The sequence below is a fragment of the Streptomyces sp. NPDC044061 genome, from assembly GCF_056434305.1.
In genome coordinates, this window is record NZ_JBWKFL010000017.1 from 1 (window position 1) to 17235 (window position 17235).

At 70.4% G+C, this 17235-nt stretch carries 16 protein-coding genes; 8 read left to right on the plus strand and 8 right to left on the minus strand.

Features of this window, described 5'->3' with window-relative positions; all coding sequences use genetic code 11:
* Positions 1-136 precede the first annotated feature (136 nt).
* Positions 137-307: a DUF5670 family protein gene (locus tag AC07CM_RS26805; protein ID WP_055705189.1), complete on the minus strand. Its 171-nt coding sequence runs from the start codon at positions 305-307 to the stop codon at positions 137-139.
* A gap of 158 nt (positions 308-465) precedes the next feature.
* Here AC07CM_RS26805 and AC07CM_RS26810 point away from each other — a divergent pair, with 158 nt between their 5' ends.
* Entirely contained in the window at positions 466-957 is a 492-nt protein-coding gene (locus AC07CM_RS26810) for an N-acetyltransferase family protein (RefSeq protein WP_478878984.1), read from the plus strand.
* 56 nt (positions 958-1013) lie between these two features.
* On the opposite strand, the gene msrA is transcribed toward AC07CM_RS26810, so the two are convergent.
* The 3 genes from msrA to AC07CM_RS26825 all read right to left on the minus strand — a co-directional run bounded on the left by msrA (position 1014) and on the right by AC07CM_RS26825 (position 4693).
* Positions 1014-1535, minus strand: a complete 522-nt coding sequence (msrA, locus tag AC07CM_RS26815; RefSeq protein ID WP_478878985.1) for a peptide-methionine (S)-S-oxide reductase MsrA — start codon at positions 1533-1535, stop codon at positions 1014-1016.
* 184 nt (positions 1536-1719) lie between these two features.
* Positions 1720-2397: an LmeA family phospholipid-binding protein gene (locus tag AC07CM_RS26820; RefSeq protein WP_478878986.1), complete on the minus strand. Its 678-nt coding sequence runs from the start codon at positions 2395-2397 to the stop codon at positions 1720-1722.
* Between the two features lie 91 nt (positions 2398-2488).
* Positions 2489-4693 carry an MMPL family transporter gene (locus AC07CM_RS26825; RefSeq protein ID WP_478878987.1) on the minus strand — a complete coding sequence of 735 codons (2205 nt, stop codon included), beginning with the start codon at positions 4691-4693 and terminating at the stop codon, positions 2489-2491.
* A gap of 156 nt (positions 4694-4849) precedes the next feature.
* Between AC07CM_RS26825 and AC07CM_RS26830 the strand changes: the two genes are divergently transcribed.
* Together AC07CM_RS26830 and AC07CM_RS26835 are read left to right on the plus strand one after the other, a co-directional pair.
* Entirely contained in the window at positions 4850-5473 is a 624-nt protein-coding gene (locus AC07CM_RS26830) for a TetR/AcrR family transcriptional regulator (RefSeq protein ID WP_478878988.1), read from the plus strand.
* 151 nt (positions 5474-5624) lie between these two features.
* The gene (locus tag AC07CM_RS26835) at positions 5625-6443 is read left to right on the plus strand and encodes a class I SAM-dependent methyltransferase (protein WP_478878989.1); all 819 of its coding nucleotides are present in this window, start codon (positions 5625-5627) and stop codon (positions 6441-6443) included.
* Positions 6444-6492: 49 nt separating this feature from the next.
* Here the strand turns inward: AC07CM_RS26835 and AC07CM_RS26840 are convergent, their stop codons facing one another.
* On the minus strand, positions 6493-6660 hold the full coding sequence (locus AC07CM_RS26840) for a hypothetical protein (RefSeq protein WP_478878990.1): 168 nt from the start codon (positions 6658-6660) through the stop codon (positions 6493-6495).
* Positions 6661-6863: 203 nt separating this feature from the next.
* Positions 6864-9467 carry a PA14 domain-containing protein gene (locus tag AC07CM_RS26845; protein WP_478878991.1) on the minus strand — a complete coding sequence of 868 codons (2604 nt, stop codon included), beginning with the start codon at positions 9465-9467 and terminating at the stop codon, positions 6864-6866.
* Between the two features lie 159 nt (positions 9468-9626).
* Between AC07CM_RS26845 and AC07CM_RS26850 the strand changes: the two genes are divergently transcribed.
* From AC07CM_RS26850 to AC07CM_RS26870, 5 genes are all read left to right on the plus strand, one after another.
* Entirely contained in the window at positions 9627-10640 is a 1014-nt protein-coding gene (locus AC07CM_RS26850) for a LacI family DNA-binding transcriptional regulator (protein ID WP_478879184.1), read from the plus strand.
* Between the two features lie 169 nt (positions 10641-10809).
* Positions 10810-11907 (plus strand): ABC transporter substrate-binding protein, encoded by a 1098-nt coding sequence (locus AC07CM_RS26855; RefSeq protein ID WP_478878992.1) that lies wholly within the window; start codon positions 10810-10812, stop codon positions 11905-11907.
* A gap of 1 nt (position 11908) precedes the next feature.
* Complete coding sequence (locus AC07CM_RS26860) at positions 11909-13462, plus strand: sugar ABC transporter ATP-binding protein (protein WP_478878993.1); 1554 nt, start codon at positions 11909-11911, stop codon at positions 13460-13462.
* Positions 13455-14417: an ABC transporter permease gene (locus AC07CM_RS26865; protein WP_478878994.1), complete on the plus strand. Its 963-nt coding sequence runs from the start codon at positions 13455-13457 to the stop codon at positions 14415-14417. Before AC07CM_RS26860 ends, AC07CM_RS26865 begins: the two co-directional genes overlap by 8 nt.
* Before the next feature lie 23 nt (positions 14418-14440).
* On the plus strand, positions 14441-15448 hold the full coding sequence (locus AC07CM_RS26870; protein ID WP_478879185.1) for an ABC transporter permease: 1008 nt from the start codon (positions 14441-14443) through the stop codon (positions 15446-15448).
* A 194-nt stretch (positions 15449-15642) separates the two neighbouring features.
* Here AC07CM_RS26870 and AC07CM_RS26875 read toward each other — a convergent pair whose 3' ends face one another.
* Together AC07CM_RS26875 and AC07CM_RS26880 are read right to left on the minus strand one after the other, a co-directional pair.
* Positions 15643-16476 (minus strand): sterol desaturase family protein, encoded by an 834-nt coding sequence (locus tag AC07CM_RS26875; RefSeq protein ID WP_478878995.1) that lies wholly within the window; start codon positions 16474-16476, stop codon positions 15643-15645.
* Position 16477: 1 nt separating this feature from the next.
* Entirely contained in the window at positions 16478-17200 is a 723-nt protein-coding gene (locus AC07CM_RS26880; RefSeq protein WP_478878996.1) for a FadR/GntR family transcriptional regulator, read from the minus strand.
* Between the last annotated feature and the right edge of the window lie 35 nt (positions 17201-17235).

The following is a 17235-nucleotide window of genomic DNA, read 5'->3' on the forward strand; positions in this document are numbered from 1 at the left end:
TTCGGATGTGTTGGCACCCACGCGGCCCCAAAGAGTGTGCCCCCCTTTTTCTTCTCTCCGGTCCCCCCGCCCTCCGGACCACCCTTGGGTCCCGGGACGTTCCCCGCCCCCACAACGCGTCGCGTGCTGGGTACGGCTACCAGCGGTACCAGCGTCCCCTCCGGCCGCCGCTGTCCGCGGAGCGGACCACGAAACCGAGCAGCCAGACGATGAGCACGATCACCGCGATCCACCACAGAGCCTTCAGAGCGAAGCCCGCGCCGAAGAGGATCAGAGCCAGCAGGAGAACGAGAAGCAGGGGAACCATAGTTATCAACCTCCGCTGCTCCTGGTTCCCTGCGATTGCACGAACACTCGCTCGATATTGCCTGTTTCTTCACCGAATGCGCGGGCACAAGTTTTCTTTTCTCCACTCGCTCACACCCGGCAGGCTCGCGGGTGAGGGTGCCCAGTAGCCTGGTGATCATGGCGGACTGGGGGATTCGACCGGCTTCGGGGGCGGACGTCGAGGCGGTGGCAGGGCTGCGCGCCGTGGTGATGCGGGCCGATCTGGAGCGGCTCGGGCGATACGACGAGCAGCGGGTGCGGCAGCGGCTGCGGGACCGGTTCGCGCCGGCACACACCTGGGTGATCGAGGTGGGCGGCGCGTTCGCCGGCTGTGTGTCGCTGCGGCCGGCGCCGGACGCCCACTGGCTGGAGCACTTCTACCTGGCGCCGCACCTGCAGGGCGGCGGCATCGGTGCGGCCGTGCTGCGTGGGCTCCTTGAACAGTGCGACCGTGAGGGCACTCTGGTCCGGCTGAACGTGCTCCAGGGCAGCCCGGCGCGGCGGCTGTACGAGCGGCTGGGGTTCAGACTCGAGACCGAGGATCCGGTGGACGTGTTCATGGTGCGCGAACCGGCCGTGCACGAACCGGCCCTACGCGAACCGGCCGTGCCCGTGCCCGCCGACAAGTGATCGTGCGGCGGGTGGGCACGGCCGGTCCGGTGCCAGTACGTCAGGCCGTCAGGCCGTCAGGCCGTTTCTGACGCGGCTCGGCGCGGCAGCTTCCAGTTCGGGCGCGGGAAGTGGCAGGTGTAGCCGTTCGGATAGCGCTCCAGGTAGTCCTGGTGCTCCGGCTCTGCCTCCCAGAAGTCGCCCACGGGCTCGACCTCGGTGACCACCTTCCCCGGCCACAGCCCGCTCGCCTCCACGTCCGCGATGGTGTCCACGGCGACGCGGTGCTGCTCCTGGTCGGTGTAGTAGATGGCGGACCGGTAGCTGCGCCCGATGTCATTGCCCTGGCGGTCCCTCGTCGTCGGATCGTGGATCTGGAAGAAGAACTCCAGGACGTCGCGGTAGCTCGTGGCCGTGGGATCGAAGAGGATCTCGATGGCCTCGGCGTGGTCGCCGTGATTGCGGTACGTGGCGTTCGGCGTGTCGCCACCGCTGTATCCGACGCGGGTGGACACCACACCCGGCTGCTTGCGGATCAGGTCCTGCATGCCCCAGAAACAACCGCCCGCCAGCACGGCTCGCTCGGTTCCCACTGTCATCGGTCGCTCCCTCGCGCTCGACCCAGGGTCCGGCGCGTGCGTCGACGCGCCGGCCACACGGTCACTCGGCCTCTTACTGTCCACGAGCGGCCGATCCACGGCCGCTCACGACCTAGAGTCCAACCGGAGAACGGCTCGCTTGATTCCCGGTCGTCGCCCGGCCGGCCACCCCGGTGCCCCGGCGTCAGGCGGCTCCCCCCTTTCCGCCGGGTGTCGGGCCCGCGGCGATCGAGAAGCCGAGGGCGAGCCCGTCGTCGGTGGCGTGCGCCGAGGTCAGAGCGACGCCGTGCGGTAGCCCGGTGACGGCCACGGTGCGGGGTTTCAGCTCGTCTCGTAGTCCGGAGGCGGCAGGCAGGTCGGCGAGGTCGTCCACCGCCGCGCCGCGGCCGAGGATGCTGATCGTCGTGGGTGTGATGGTGAACGCGTCCGAGGTCGCGGAGACCTTGGCCCGTACGGTGACCGGCAGCCCGAGACGGCCGACGCTCCCGCTGAGGAGCAGGTCGCCGTCCTGGGCGCCGGCCGTCAGGCCGTCGCCCAGCGAGCCCAGGCGCCGGGTCACCTGGTCGTACCCGACGGTGGCGGTCCCGGTGCCGCCGGCGCTGTGGCCGTCCGTCGTGACGTCCTTCAGACGAACGGAAACGTCCATCACCGTGTGCTGACGGTGTACGCCCTTGGCGCTCACCTCCACGTCGCCGACTTGTCCGCCGAGGGTGCGCAGTCCCGCGAGTGGCGTGATGAGAGCGGCGTGCACGGCCCCCTCCGGCTTCAGCCGGCGCGCGGCCTGGGCGGCGACCCGGCCCTCGGTGCGGTGCTCGACGAGGAGATCGGTCGCGCAGGTGAGGACGCCCAGGGTCACGGTCACCGCGACCAGGATGCGGGTCGTTCTCCGACGGTTCGCTGTCACGTGGCTGTTCACTCCGGAGAGGTCGGGTCGGTTGCGGCGGGTGCGACGGTCAGGCATGGAGGTGCGGGAGCATCCGGTCGAGGCGGCGGGGTATCCACCAGTTCGCCCTGCCCATGAGGAACATCGCGGAGGGCACGAGGACAAGGCGGACGACCGTGGCGTCGACGATCACGCTGATGGCCAGTCCCAGGGCGAGCATCTTCACGACCACGGTCGGTGAGGCGGTGAAGGACAGGAACACCGCGGTCATGATGAAGGCCGCGGCGGAGATGACGCGCGCCGTCGCGGACAACCCCTCTCCCACGGCGAGCCGGTTGTCACCGGTGCGATGCCAGGCTTCGGCGATCCGGGACAGCAGGAAGATCTCGTAGTCCATGGACAGTCCGAAGACGATCGCGAACATCATCATCGGCACGTACGACTCGATGGGCACCGGCTCCGACAGGCCCAGCAGCGAGTCGCCCCAGCCCCATTGGAAGACCGCGACGAGCACGCCGTAGGACGCGGCCGTGGTGAAGAGGTTGAGGACGACGGCCTTGAGCGGGATCACCACGCTGCGGAAGACCGTCATGAGCAGCAGGAACGCGAGGACCAGGACGATGCCGATGACGATCGGCAGCCGTTCGCCGACCGTGTCGCGGAAGTCGGACTGGCCGGCCACGCTGCCGGTGAGGTAGGCCTCGGCGCCCGTGCCGTCGAGGGCCTCGGGCAGCGTACGCCCGGAGAGGGTGTCGAGCAGGGTGCCGGTCGCGGCGTCCTGGGGGCCCGTGGTCGGGGTGACGGTGGTGACGAGGATCTTCCCGTCGGCACTCGGCTTGACGGGGGTGAAGGACGCCACGCCGTGCGTGCCCTTCAGAGCGGCGGTGACGTTGCCGGAGATCCGGTCGGCGGACGTGCGGGCGTCGCTGACGTCGACCACGGTGACGATCGGGCCGTTGGCGCCTGTCCCGAAGCCCGGTCCATCGGCCTTCGCGATCCAGTCGCACGCGGTCCGCGTGCTGCTTCCTGGCCGGTCCGCGCCGGCGTCGACGTGACCGAGGCGCATCGACAGCAGCGGTACGGCGCAGACACCGAGGACGACGAGGCCGGTGGCCAGGAACTGCCAGGGATGCCGGGAGACGAGTGCCGCGTAGCGGTGCCAGCGGTCGTGCGTGCCCGTGCTCTCGGCGACGGGGCGGCGCAGCCGGAGCACGTCGACGTGCCGGCCGACCAGGCCCAGGGCGGCCGGCACCAGGGTGAGGGCGGCACCGGCTGTGACGACGACGGCGAGGGTGGCGGCCAGGCCGATCTTGCCGATGAAGCTCAGGCCGCACGCGTAGAGGCTGAGCATGGCGACGGCGACGGTCAGGGCGGCGATGAGGACGGCGCGTCCGCTGGTGCGCGCAGTGCGGGCCGCGGCCTCCACCGGACCGTGCCCGTCGATGAGGTCCTGGCGGAAGCGGGTGGTCAGGAAGAGGGCGTAGTCGATGCCCACGCCCAGGCCGATCATGCCGGCGAGGGTCGTGGCGGAGGTCGCGAAGGAGACGGTGGCGGCGACGATGCCCACGATCCCGAGGCCGACTCCGACGCTGATCAGGGCGGTGACCAGGGGCAGCAGGGCGGCGAGGACGCTGCCGAAGGCCAGGAGCACGATGACGAGGGCGGTGGCGACGCCCACACCCTCGCTCAGCTTGTCGTTGGCGGGTGCACGGACCACCTGTTCCAGGTCGCCGCCGTAGGCGACACCCACGCCCGCCGCACGCGCGGGTCCGGTCGCCGTGTCGAGTCGCGCCGTGTAGTCGTGACCGAGGTTCTTGAGCTGCTCGTCGAAGGAGACGGTGGTGTCGGCGGTGCGTCCGTCGTCGCTGGTCACGAGCGCGGAGGCGGCGGTGACGTGGGGCAGGCCGCGCAGGTCGGTCAGGGTCCGGTCGAGTGCGGACCGCTCGTCGGCCAAAGTGCCGGAGTCGGTGTGGAAGACGACCTTGCCGTTGGGCCGGCCGGCTTCGGGCATGGAGGTGGCGAGGAGGTCGGCGCCGGTGTGGGAGGCGGTGCCGGGCAGGCTGACCTGGTCGCTGAAGGTGGGTGCCGCGAAGTGCCGTCCGGCCAGGGCGGCCACGAGGACCAGCAGCCAGACGGCGATGACCGTCAACGGCCGCCGGGCACAGAAGCCGCCCAGGCGGCCGAGTCCGCCGCGTTCCGGAACGGGTCGCGGCAGCGGCTGCGCATCGGCGTGCGCTTCGGCCGGCGGTGGGAGCTGCTGGGTTCGTCGGGGCACTGCCGCCTCCAAGAAAGTGTCACGAGTGACACGAACTGTAGAGGCAAAGTGGCATGAATGACAATTGGCACTGATGACAGATACTCTCACCAGCGGCTTCCGCATGACAGGTGTGTCAATTGACAGCCACGACACCTTGGCGGGAGGCTCTGTCCCATGCCGAGTGAGAACGCCCCCGCCGGTCTGCGTGAACGCAAGAAGGAGGAGACACGGCGCCTGCTGCTGGAAGGGGCCGCGCGCCTGTTCCGGGAGCGCGGCTTCGAGGCCACCACGGTCGCGGACATCGCCGCTCACGCGAACGTCTCCGTTCGTACGTTCTTCCGGTACTTCGAGAGCAAGGAAGCACTGCTGCTGCCGGACGGCGTCGAGATCTTCGCCTACGTCGAGAACGCCCTGGCCGAGCGACCGGTGGAGGAGGAACCGCTGGAGGCGGTGTGCAACGCCCTGCTCGAAGCGGCCAAGCCGTTCGCGGCCTCCACCCTGACCGCCCTCAGTCACCCGCTGGAAGACATCGAGAACGTCGTCACGGCCCGCCTCGTGCAGGCCTTCTCCGACTTCGAGGAGCGGCTCACCGTCCTGGTGCAACGCAGGCTGCCCGCCGACACGCCCGACGCCGACCTCGAGGCGGCCGTGATCGCGTGCGCCGCCCTGTCCGCGGTACGCGCGGTACTGCGGACCCGCCGGGCGCGCCGGGCGGCCGGCATCACGGACACCGGCCCGGCGCCCTTGCAGCGGGCGTTGGGGATGCTGCGCGCGATCGGCTCCACAGAGCGGCCCTGAACAGCCTGCGGGTCTCGACGCTCATGGTCGTCCAGGGCGCCGTTCACCCGATGGTGTCGATGGAACCGCCGAACAGTCGTCCGCCGCGCCCGGACGCGCGCGAAAGCTGTCACCGTGACTTCGACCGAGCTTCGATGATCAGGGAGTTCTCATGGCGTCGGGTGATGCGGAGCGAAGGGAGGCCGCGCGGGACGGCCATTACGGAGAGGACCTGTTCGAGCCGGAGCACGCCCTGGAAGCCGAGCGCATCGACGCCGCCGCCCTGGTGTTCGACCCCTTCACCACACACCGTCTGCGGGCTCTCGGGGCGGGGCCGGGCAGCCGCTGCCTGGAGGTGGGGGCGGGGACCGGAACCGTGGCGCGCTGGCTGCTGGAGGAGGCAGGCGTCGAGGAAGTTGTCGCCCTGGACCGGGACACCAGCGGTTTCGACGCCCTGGCGGGCCCGCGGCTGCGCCCGGTCACGGCGGACATCACGGACGAGAGCCTGGACCTCGGCGGCTTCGACCTGATCCACGCAAGGTTCGTCCTCATGCACCTCCCCGAGCGCCGCCGGCTCGTCTCGCGGCTCGCGGGATGGCTGAACCCGGGAGGCCGACTGGTGCTCGGGGACGCCGTGGAGGTGCCGGACCTCCTGGACACCTCGTCCGCCTACCGGCGGATCATGGACGCCATGTGGCAGGCGCTGTGGGCGACGATCGGCACGGACACGTCCTCCGTCCCCGCGTACCCGCACTTCCTGAGGGAGGAGGGCCTGCGGAACGTCGCCGCGGAACTCCTGTGCCCACCGTTGGTGGCGGGCAGTCCGCTCGCCCGGTTCTGGGCCGAGACGTGGAGCCGGATGCGGCCCGCGCTGGAGGAGACCGGCCGGGTGGACGCCACCGTCATCGACGAGGCACTGGCCTACCTGGACTCGCCCCGATGCGCCGAACTCGGACCGGGCATGCTGATGGCCTGGGGACAGCGCCCCTGAGACGAGGACCGGCCGGGGACGAGGCGTCACCGCCCGGTCCTCATGGGACTCAGCGTCTGCGGGACCACGTGGATCCGATTCCCGCCACGTGCAGTGCCAGCGCGGTCAGCCCCAGCAGCATGACGTTGACGGACGAGAACGTGTCGTTGGTGCTGAGATCCGCAGCGTTGATCAGGAACGCGATGAAGAACAGTACGGCCGCGCCTATGCCGAGCATGGGTGGATTCCTCTCCTGAGAAGTTCCTTCCCTGCCCCGTCTGCCCGCTGCACGCGGAGGCAGGCCCGCGCAACCGCTCGTACGGCCCCGGCCCGCCCGCCGTCGATGCGGTGGGCGGACCGGATCGGGAGACGGTCACGGCAGGAACCCCGGGCAGCGGTCCGGCACTTCGCGGGGAGGCGTGGGCCGGTGCCGCCCCGGGGTCAGGCGCAGCCCGCCGGAACCGCCCGTGACGCGTCGTCGATCAGCGCGTCGTGCGCCGCCTTCAGCCGCCGCACGTCGGGCTTGATCACCTTGCGGTCGTACGTCATGAGGCCGTTGAGCTCGCCCTCGACGTCCGAGATCTGCGTGTACACCGCGCCGTTGCCGCCACGGCAGGCCAGCGCGTGCACCTCGCTCAGCTTCTGCAGATAGTCGTCCGTGTAGGTGGTCGGGTCGACGTCGACGTACGACTGCTGCACCGACCAGGCATGACCCGGCACAGCGAGGCCGAGACCCCCGTACTCGCCGCTGACCAGGGCCCGTTGGCCGTCGGGGTGCGGCGGCAGGGCCGGGCTCGGATAGCCGTGCTCGTCCATGACGTCGCCCGCTCCGCCGTCGGCGCCCAGGTTGAGGCCGGACATGTTGTTGACCAGGCGGGTGGGGTCCCAGGACTTGGCCTGGGTGGCGACGCGGCCGACGTCGTACTGGCCCCAGCCCTCGTTGAAGACCACCCACATGACGACCGACGGGCTGCTGATGTGCTCGTCGATCATCTGCTTCATCTCGCGCTCGTACTCGGCGCGTGCCGCCGTCGAGGGGTTCACGCCCGCCGTCATGGCCGGCATGTCCTGCCACACCAGCAGGCCCAGCCGGTCGGCCCAGTAGAACCAGCGGTCGGGTTCGACCTTGATGTGCTTGCGGACGGCGTTGAAGCCCATCTTCTTGTGCATCTTCAGGTCGTAGGCCAGTGCCTCGTCACTCGGCGCGGTGTGCAGGCCGTCCGGCCAGAAGCCCTGGTCGAGGGTGGCCATCATGAAGACCGGCTTGCCGTTGAGGACCGTGCGCGGGACGCCGTCGACCTTCCGCACCGCGATGGACCGCATGCCGAAGTAGCTGCCGACCCGGTCGTCGCCGACGCTCACCTTCAGGTCGTACAGGAACGGGTCGTCCGGCGACCACAGGCGGGCGTGCGGGATCTTCAGAGTGAGGGGTTCGCCGGTGCGGCCGGTCGCCGTGGCGACGCGGCGCTTTCCGGCGTACGCGGTCGCCGTGACCCGGACGCCGTCGCGCACGCCCTGCGGCCCGACGGTGAGCGTCCCGGCGTCGACGTCCGGGGTCAGCTTGAGCTGGTCGACGTGGTCGGCGGCCACGGGTTCCAGCCACACCGTCTGCCAGATGCCGGAGGACGGGGTGTACCAGATGCCGCTGGGGTCCAGGCGCTGCTTGCCGAGCGGCGGGTTCTCCCCGTTCGCGGCGTCGGTCGGGTCGTAGACGCCGACGATCAGCTCCTGGGTGCGGCCGGGCTCGAGGGCGTCGGTGATGTCGGCACTGAACTTGTCGTAGCCGCCCTTGTGTTCGGCGACCTTGGTGCCGTTGACGTAGACCTCGGCCTGCCAGTCGACGGCACCGAAGTTCAGCTGGAGCCGCTTGTGGTCACCGACCTTCCAGCCGGAGGGGACGGTGAAGGTGCGGCGGTACCACATCCGGTCCTCGTGCCGCTCGATGCCCGAGAGCTGGGACTCGACGGGGTACGGGACCACGATCCGCTCGCCGAGGGTGCGGCCCACGGGCGGCTGCTCGCCGGCCTTGGCCGCGGCGAACTGCCAGCTGCCGTTGAGGTTCTGCCACGCGTCGCGGGTGAGCTGGGGCCTCGGGTACTCGCGGTGGGCGTTGGCCGGGGTGACGTCGTCGGCCCACTTCGTGCGCAGCTCGTAGGTGGAGTGGTTGGCGCCGCTGCTCCAGAAGGAGCTGACAACGTTGCCGCCCGTGCCGGTCAGGCCGCCCTTGCCGTCGTAGCGGACGTCCGCGAGTCCGGGCGCGGTGCCGGTCTTGTTGCCGACGACGGGTTCCTTCAGCGGGACGAGAAGGGACTTGGAATCGGCCGGGTTCAGGCGGGCGGAGCCCAGGGGCCAGGTGGCGCCGCCGATGACGGCGTTCAGGTGGTCGGTGAGCCGAGCCGCGGGTTTGGTCAGCGACTGGGCGAAGTCCAGTCGCAGGGTGCGGCCGTCCTTGAGGACGGTGGTGGCGATGGCGCCGTCGTAGGCGTAGCCCTCGGGCAGCAGGAAAGCCGACTGCGGCACGGCGGTCCTCGTACCGCCGGGCGGGGTCCAGCGCAGGTGGAGGTTGGAGCCTCCGTAGTGCTCGAAGTACTCGACCTTGATGTCGTAGGCCTTGCCGGCGGTCAACTCGACCGGCGCGCCGGTCTGTTCACGGTCCCAGTCGTCGACCCAGTGGTCGATGACGAGTTTGCCGTCGACCCAGAGGCGGAATCCGTTGTCGCCGATGACGGAGAAGGTGGTGGCGCCGGTCTTCTCCGGGACGATGCGGCCGGTCCAGCGGACGCTGACGTCGTCGGACTGTCCGGTGGCCGAGTTCAGCCGGGACTCCAGCGAGTCGAAGTCCAGCTGAGGGTCGAATCCGGTGGCCTTGAGTTGGGCGAAGTCGAAGGCTCCGGGGGCGGACTGGGTGTAGTACTCGCCCTTCAGGCCGTGGACCGCGACGGGGTCCTCGGCGGCTGTGGCGGTCGGGGGCGCGGCCAGGCCGGCCACGCCCAGCGCGGCCGCGAGCAGGAGGGACAGGCGGTTTCCGAGTGATCTGATGCGCACGGATCTCCCTTGGCTGAGGAAGGGTGGCGGCTCACTGCTTCAGTCTGTACAACGTTGGAAGCAACGGCAGTTGGCATGAGAGCACGGCTCCCGGCCGCTGTCCAGGGTCATGACATGGCTCCGGTTCCCGGAGCTCCCATCGATGCCGAGGAGATCCCCTTGCGGGTCAGCCTGAAGGACGTGGCCGAACGGGCCGGCGTCTCGATCAAGACGGTGTCCAACGTCGTGAACAACTATCCGCACGTCACACCGGCGATGCGGGCCCGGGTGCAGGCGGCCATCGACGAGCTGGGCTACCGGCCGAACCTGACGGCCCGGCACCTGCGCAAGGGCCGTACCGGCATCATCGCGCTGGCCGTCCCAGAGCTGGGCAACCCGTACTTCGCGGAGCTGGCGGGCGCGGTGGTGGACGCGGCCGCCGAGCACGAGTTCACGGTGCTGCTGGACCACACCCGGGGCCGGCGCGAGCAGGAGGTGCTGGTCAGTCAGGGCTTCCGGGCCCGGGTGATCGACGGGCTCATCCTCAGCCCGCTGGAGCTGGAGGCCGAGGACCTGCAGGGACGGTCCGACGACGTGCCGCTGGTGCTGCTCGGCGAGCGCGAGTACGACGTGCCGCACGACCACATCGCCATCGACAACGTGGCCGCCGCCCGAGCCGCGGTACGGCATCTGCTCGGCCGGGGCCGCACCCGCATCGCCTACCTGGGCGCCCGCACCGACTCCGCCAACCAGCCGGCGCATCTGCGACTCGTCGGCTGGCGTGCGGAGTTGGCGGCCGCGGGGGTGCCGGCACCGGACGATCTGGTGGTGCCGGTGGGCGGCTGGGACCGGGACGACGGCGCCCGGGCCATGGCCCAGCTGCTCGACTCGGGGGTGCGGCCCGACGCGGTGTTCGCGCTGAACGACCTGATCGCGATCGGGGCGATGCGGGTGCTGCACGAACGGGGACTGCGGGTGCCGTGGGACGTCGCCGTGGTCGGCTTCGACGACATCGCCGAGGGCCGTTTCGGAGCCGTGTCGCTGACGACGATCTCGCCGGACAAACTGGCCATCGCGCGGATGGCGGTGGCCTCGCTGCTGCGCAGTCTGTCGGGCCGCGGCGAGCCGGGCGGACGTGAACTCACCGCGGAATTCCGGCTGGTGGAGCGGGAGAGCACCCTGGGCCGGCGCTGACGGTGGCAGGGGCCGACGGGCCGAGATCTCGGACGGGAGGGGTTTACAGCGCTCTTCCAACGATGTAAAAACCTCCCCTGAACGACGTGCACGCCGAGTTGACCGCAAGAGCCGTCCCACCCCGAGAGCGCTCTCCGCGCGCCGGGGCCACGCCGTTTGGGGAACTCCCATGAAGCTCACCGCAGCACCGCGTCGCGCCTCGGCGCGAACCCTCCTCGCCACCGGTCTCGTCACGAGCCTGGCACTCATGACCGGATGCACCAAGTCCGAGGACGACTCCGGTAACGACAAGGCCGCCTCGCAGCAGAAGGACTCCGGCCAGGTCGTCGCCTCACCGAGCGGCGGTTCCGGACCGACCTGCGCCATCGACAGCTACGGCGGCACGAAGCTGGACCTGAGGTCCGCCACCGTCGGGTTCTCCCAGTCCGAGAAGGAGGCCAACCCCTTCCGGATCGCGGAGACCGCCTCGATCAAGGCGGAAGCGCAGAAGCGGGGCGTCAAACTGCTCACCGCCAACGCCCAGTCGCAGTTCTCCAAGCAGATCAGCGACGTCCAGGACCTCATCGCCAAGGGCGCCGACCTGCTGGTCGTCGCGCCGCTGAACTCGGACGGCTGGGAGCCGGTGCTGCGCACCGCGGCCGCCAGGCACATCCCGATCGTCACCGTCGACCGCAAGATCAACGCGGCAGCCTGCAAGGACTATGTCAGCTTCATCGGCTCCGACTTCGTCGAACAGGGCAAGCGGGCCGCCGACCAGATGATCGCGGCCACCGGCGGCAAGGGCGAGATCGCCATCCTGCTCGGCGCGGCCGGCAACAACGTGACCACCGAGCGCACCAAGGGCTTCTTGGACCGCATCAAGGAGAAGGCACCCGGCCTGAAGATCGTTTTCAGGCAGACCGGCGACTTCGCCCGCGAGAAGGGCCAGTCGGTCACGGAGAACCTGATCCAGTCCAAGCCGGGGATCAAGGGAATCTACGCCGAGAACGACGAGATGGGCCTCGGCGCCGTCAACGCCCTCAAGGGCGCGGGCAAGAAGCCCGGGGACGTGAAGATCGTGACGATCGACGGCACGCGCAACGCCGTGCAGGGCATCGTCGGCGGCTGGATCGACGGCGTGATCGAGTCCAACCCGCGGTTCGGGCCCCTGGCCTTCCAGACCCTGGACACCTTCACCCAGGGCCGGGCGGTGGCGCAGGACATCGTCATCCAGGACAGCTCCTACACCAAGGCCAACGCCGAGTCCGACCTGGGCAAGGCCTACTGAGATGCTCACGGTCACCGGACTGTGCAAGACCTTCCCCGGCGTACGGGCGCTGTCCGACGTGGACTTCAGCGCCCGCGCCGGGGAGGTGCACGCCCTGGTGGGCGAGAACGGCGCGGGCAAGTCGACCCTCATCAAGGTGCTCACCGGCGTGTACCGGCCCGACGCGGGCGAGGTGACCCACAACGGCGTCCCGGTCCGCTTCGCCACCCCGCTCCAGGCGCAGCAGGCGGGCATCTCCACCATCTACCAGGAGGTCAACCTCGTCCCGCTGATGAGCGGGGCCCGCAATCTCTTCCTCGGCCGCGAGCCGCGCGGCCGGCTCGGTCTCATCGACTTCCGCCGTATGCACCGGGAGGCCGACGAGACCCTGCGGAGCCTCGGCATCCGGGTCGACGTCCGCCGTCCGCTGCGCGAACTCGGCGTCGGAGCCCAGCAGATGGTCGCGCTCGCGCGGGGCGTGGCGATCGACGCCCGGGTCGTGGTGATGGACGAACCCACCTCGTCGCTGGAGCCCCGCGAGGTGCGTACGCTCTTCGGGGTGATCCGCACCCTGCGCGAGCGGGGCATCGCGGTGATCTACGTCAGCCACCGCATGGACGAGCTGTACGAGATCTGCGACGCGGTCACCGTGCTGCGCGACGGCCGGGTCGTCCACACGGGCCGGCTCGCCGACCTGGACCGGCTCCGGCTGGTGGCGCTCATGCTCGGCCGGGAGATCGGCGAGGTGCGGCAGGAGGGCCTGACGAAGTTCACCGGCTCGCACGACGCCGCAGCCCAACCCGTGCTCGAGGCACAGGGGTTGACCGCCCGCCACCTGCTGAACGACGTGTCGCTGTCCCTGCGCCCGGGCGAGGTGGTCGGTCTCGGCGGGCTGCTCGGCTCGGGACGCAGCGAGACGGCCAAGGCCATCGCGGGCGCCCTGCCCCTCGACGGCGGCCGGGTCGTGATGGCCGGTGTGCCGGTGCGCGGCGGCTCCACCGCGGCGGCGATCCGGGCCGGCATCAGCCTGCTGCCGGAGGACCGCAAGACCGAGGGGATCGTGCCGGGGCTGTCGGTCCGGGAGAACATCGCGCTCGCCGCGCTGCCGGGGCTGTCCCGGTTCGGCCTGGTCGACGACGCCCGGGTCGACCGGATCGTGGACACCTTCATGAAGCGGCTGCGCATCAAGGCCGCCGGACCGCATCAGAAGGTCGGCGAGCTGTCCGGCGGCAACCAGCAGAAGGTGCTGCTGGCCCGGTGGCTCGCGCTGCATCCCAAGGTGCTGCTGCTGGACGAGCCGACGCGTGGCATCGACGTGGGCGCCAAGGCGGAGGTGCAGGCACTGGTCGACGAGCTGGCGGACGACGGGCTCGCCGTCCTGCTGATCTCCTCCGACACCGAGGAACTGATCGAGGGCAGCGACCGCGTGGTCGTCCTCAAGGACGGCGCGGTGGTTCGCGAACTGACCGGTGACGCCGTCACCGAGGACGAGCTGATGCGGGCGATCGCCGCCGTCCCCGCCGGTGAGCAGTCGGCCGTCGGAGGGCACGAACCGCCCGGAGGGCACGATGACTGACCTCTCCCTCGCCCGCGGCACGCTGGATCGCGACCGGATGCTGCGCCTCCTGCAGGCGTACGGCGTCTACGCGGGCGTCGTGCTCCTGCTGCTGTTCAACTTCGCCTTCACCCCGCACTTCGCCTCCGCGGAGAACTTCCGCACCCAGGCCGTCCAGGTCGCTCCCGTCCTGATCGTGGCCCTCGGCATGGCGCTCGCCATCGGCACCGAGGGGGTCGACCTGTCGGTGGGCTCGGTGATGGCCCTGTCCACCTCGCTGCTGTCGCTGTACCTGGGGTACGGCCCCTGGATCGCCACGCTGATCGCGGTCGTCGGCGGTGTCGTGGTCGGCGTCGCCAACGGGGCGCTCATCGCCTTCGTCGGCGTGCAGCCCATCGTCGCCACGCTCGCGCTCATGGTCGCCGCCAGGGGCCTGGCGCTGGTCCTGCTCCCCCAGTTGAAGGACGTCCACGATTCCGGCATGGCGGCCCTCGGCTCCGGTGACGTGCTGGGCGTCCCGTATCTGGTCCTCATCGCGGTCGCACTCGCCCTGCTGGTCGCGTTCGCCGTGCGGCGCTCCACGTTCGGCCGGCAACTGCTCGCCATCGGCGACAGCCGGCCGGCGGCCCGGCTCGCGGGACTGCCCGTCCGGCGGGTACTGATCGTGGTGTACGTCTGCTCCGGCGTGCTGGCGGCGCTCGCGGGCGTACTGGCGACCGCGCGGCTGACCGCGAGCGACCCCACCTCCCTGGGCACGCTGATGGAACTGTCCGCCATCACGGCGGTGGTCGTCGGCGGCACCCCGCTCAGCGGTGGACGGGTCCGCATCGGCGGGACGGTCGCGGGAGCCGTACTGATCCAACTGCTCACCACCACGCTCATCAAGCACGACCTGCCCCCGTCGTGGACGCAGATCGCGCAGGCCGTGGTGATCGTCGGTGCCGTCTACGCGGCACGCGAACGGGGGAAGCGATGACCACGGACACCGGGGAAGCCGTCATGCGGACCGAAGCCTCCACCACCGTCGCCGACGGCGAGCCGCCAGGCACGAGCCGGTCGGAGCGGCTGAGCGCACTCGCCCAGCAGCACGGCGCGCTGGTCACTCTGGTGATCGCCATGGTCGTCGCGTCGCTGAGCTTCGACACCTTCCTGACCGGCGACAACCTGGAGAACATGGCGCTGTCGTCGGCGTTCCTCGCCGTCGTCGCCCTCGGCATGACGTTCGTGATCGTCACCGGCGGGATCGACCTCTCGGTCGGCTCGCTGTTCGCCCTGGGCGGCGTGCTCGCGTCCTGGGGTTCGCAGTACGGCACGGCGGTCGCACTGCTGCTGCCGCTCGTGGTGTGCGGGCTGGTCGGCCTGGTCAACGGGCTGCTCATCGCCCGCTCGGGGCTGGCCCCGTTCATCGTGACACTGGCCGCCATGCTCGGCGCGCGCGGTGTCCTGCTCGCGCTCACCGACGAGGGCTCGCGGACGTACCTCGTGGACGAGGGGTCCTTCTTCGCGCGTCTCGGACAGGACTCGCTGCTCGGCATCGGCGTGCCGGTGTGGCTCACGCTGGCGCTCTTCGTACTGGGCGCGGTGGTGCTCAGGCGCACGCGGTTCGGTCAGTACGTGTACGCGGTCGGCGGCAACGAGGACGCGGCGGCGCTGATGGGCGCGCCCGTGGCCCGGACCAAGGTCGCCGTGTACACCCTGTCCGGGCTGTGCGCGGGCCTCGCGGGGGCGCTGAACGCGGCCTGGCTGCTGTCCGGCGTGACGATCCTCGGGTCCGGCATGGAGCTGGAGGCGATCTCGGCGGTCGTCATCGGCGGAAGCCTGCTCACCGGTGGCTTCGGCTTCATCAGCGGAACGCTGGTGGGCGTGGCGCTGCTGAAAGTGATCCAGAACGTCATCAACCAGATCGGCTCCCTCGACTCTGCCTACCAGCAGGTGGTCAGCGGTGCGTTCCTGGCGGTGGTGGTCATCACGCAGACGTGGCTGGGGCGGAGGCAAAGGGTCCTGTGAGCGAACCGGGAGCGAGGGCGGCCGCCCCTCGGACTCCCGGCTCTGACACCACCCGCACCGGCGATCCGCAAGGGGTCGGAGAGCCGGTGCGGGTGGGCCGCGCCGGCGCACCCGGTCGGTGACGGGAGCGGCCGCAGCAGGCGACGGCCGCCAACTTCACGGCTCGTTCCGGCAGTTGCGGGTTCAGGCCGGACTCAGAGTTCGGTCTTCGGTGTCCAGCCGGGCGGGCCGAAGACATAGCCCGCCTTGTCGCGCCAGCGTCGCGTCCCGCGTACGTCCCGCCAGGCGGCGGCGTACTCGTGGAAGGCGACCCGCACCGGGTTGAAGGTGTCGATGTTCTTCGTCAGGCCGTACACCACCTGTTCACGCTCCGGTTCGAAGCTGCCGAAGATCCGGTCCCACACGATGAGGATCCCGCCGTAATTGCGGTCCAGATAGGCGTTGTTGGAGCCGTGGTGCACACGGTGGTGGGACGGGGTGTTGAAGAACCACTCGAAGGGCCGCCACAGCCTGTCCACGCGCTCGGTGTGCAGGAAGAACTGATAGATCAGGCTGACCGACTGCTGCAACAGGATCATCCAGGGCGGGATGCCCAGCAGCGCTAGCGGCAGCCAGAAGGGAAGCGTCGTCATCGGGGTCCAGCTCTGGCGGAGCGCGGTGGACAGGTTGAAGCGGACGCTCGAGTGGTGCACGACATGACTGGCCCACAGCACGCGGACCCGGTGGTGCGCGCGGTGGAAGGCGTAGTAGGCCAGGTCGTCGGCGAAGAAGAGCAGCAGCCACGTCCAGCCCGAGGACGAGGACAGGTGCCGGGGCGCAAGCGTGTACACGCCGGCGTACGCCAGGACGGCGACCACCTTCCAGGGCAGCCCGATCACCTGGCTGCCCGCCCCCATGGACATGCTGGTGACGGTGTCGCGCAGTTCGTAGCCGCGTTCCTCGTCGTCGGGCAGGAAGCGGTACGAAAGCGCCTCCACGACGACCAGCAGGACGAAGAAGGGTATGGCGTAGAAGACGGCGGGGACCATGTCAGCCCGCACTCCTCTCCGAGGTCGGCGGGACGACGAGAACGCTGCGGGTGAGGAGGGCGCGGGCCAGGCGTTCGGCCCGGATCTCGTCCCGCGCGGCGATGCGTTCGGCGAGGCTCACATGGGCGCCGACGTCGAGCAGTTCCTCGGCGCGCCGGTCGGCCGGGACCTCGCCGACGGCCAGCGTGCCGCTCACCAGACTGTTGAACGCCAGCAGGTACGCCAGGTTGCCGGAACCCTCGACGATCATGCGCCACCAGGCGACGTCCGCCGCCCCCAGGGCCGTGAGGTCGGGCCCCTCCCGCGCGTACTCCGCCGCCGCTGCCACGATCGCCGCCGCCTCCTCGTCCGAGCAGCGCATCGCGCACAGCCGTGCCGCGTCCGCGCCGATGCAGGCCCGCATCTCCAGGGCGTCACGCCTGAGGTCCCGGGAGTCCAACGGCCGCCCCGTGTCGGCCACATGTACGGCGAGGTCAAGTCCGGCGTTGCGCCGCCAGTCCAGCACCATGGTTCGTCCGCCGTGGCTCACCTCGACCAGACGGGCCTGCTGAAGACGTTTGATCGCCTCCCGGACAGCGTGCCGGTTCACGCCGAACTCCGCCGCCAGCTCCCGCTCGGCCATCAGGGCGGTGCCCGCGGCCAGCGCTCCGCCGAGGATGCGGTCCCTCAGCAGAGAGAAGAGCTGATCGGAGACCGCTTCCCGCCGGATGCGCTCATCAGCCATGCCGGTCACCCTGCACCCGCGTCCGTCACTGGTCA

Bases quoted from the DNA above. Each gene is read 5' to 3' on its own strand.
- AC07CM_RS26865 (WP_478878994.1), top strand. From the start codon at position 13,455: ATGACTGACCTCTCCCTCGCCCGCGGCACGCTGGATCGCGACCGGATG.
- AC07CM_RS26855 (WP_478878992.1), top strand. From the start codon at position 10,810: ATGAAGCTCACCGCAGCACCGCGTCGCGCCTCGGCGCGAACCCTCCTC.
- AC07CM_RS26870 (WP_478879185.1), top strand. From the start codon at position 14,441: ATGCGGACCGAAGCCTCCACCACCGTCGCCGACGGCGAGCCGCCAGGC.
- AC07CM_RS26835 (WP_478878989.1), top strand. From the start codon at position 5,625: ATGGCGTCGGGTGATGCGGAGCGAAGGGAGGCCGCGCGGGACGGCCAT.
- AC07CM_RS26860 (WP_478878993.1), top strand. From the start codon at position 11,909: ATGCTCACGGTCACCGGACTGTGCAAGACCTTCCCCGGCGTACGGGCG.
- AC07CM_RS26880 (WP_478878996.1), bottom strand. From the start codon at position 17,200: ATGGCTGATGAGCGCATCCGGCGGGAAGCGGTCTCCGATCAGCTCTTC.
- AC07CM_RS26875 (WP_478878995.1), bottom strand. From the start codon at position 16,476: ATGGTCCCCGCCGTCTTCTACGCCATACCCTTCTTCGTCCTGCTGGTC.
- AC07CM_RS26810 (WP_478878984.1), top strand. From the start codon at position 466: ATGGCGGACTGGGGGATTCGACCGGCTTCGGGGGCGGACGTCGAGGCG.
- AC07CM_RS26830 (WP_478878988.1), top strand. From the start codon at position 4,850: ATGCCGAGTGAGAACGCCCCCGCCGGTCTGCGTGAACGCAAGAAGGAG.
- AC07CM_RS26840 (WP_478878990.1), bottom strand. From the start codon at position 6,660: ATGCTCGGCATAGGCGCGGCCGTACTGTTCTTCATCGCGTTCCTGATC.
- msrA (WP_478878985.1), bottom strand. From the start codon at position 1,535: ATGACAGTGGGAACCGAGCGAGCCGTGCTGGCGGGCGGTTGTTTCTGG.
- AC07CM_RS26805 (WP_055705189.1), bottom strand. From the start codon at position 307: ATGGTTCCCCTGCTTCTCGTTCTCCTGCTGGCTCTGATCCTCTTCGGC.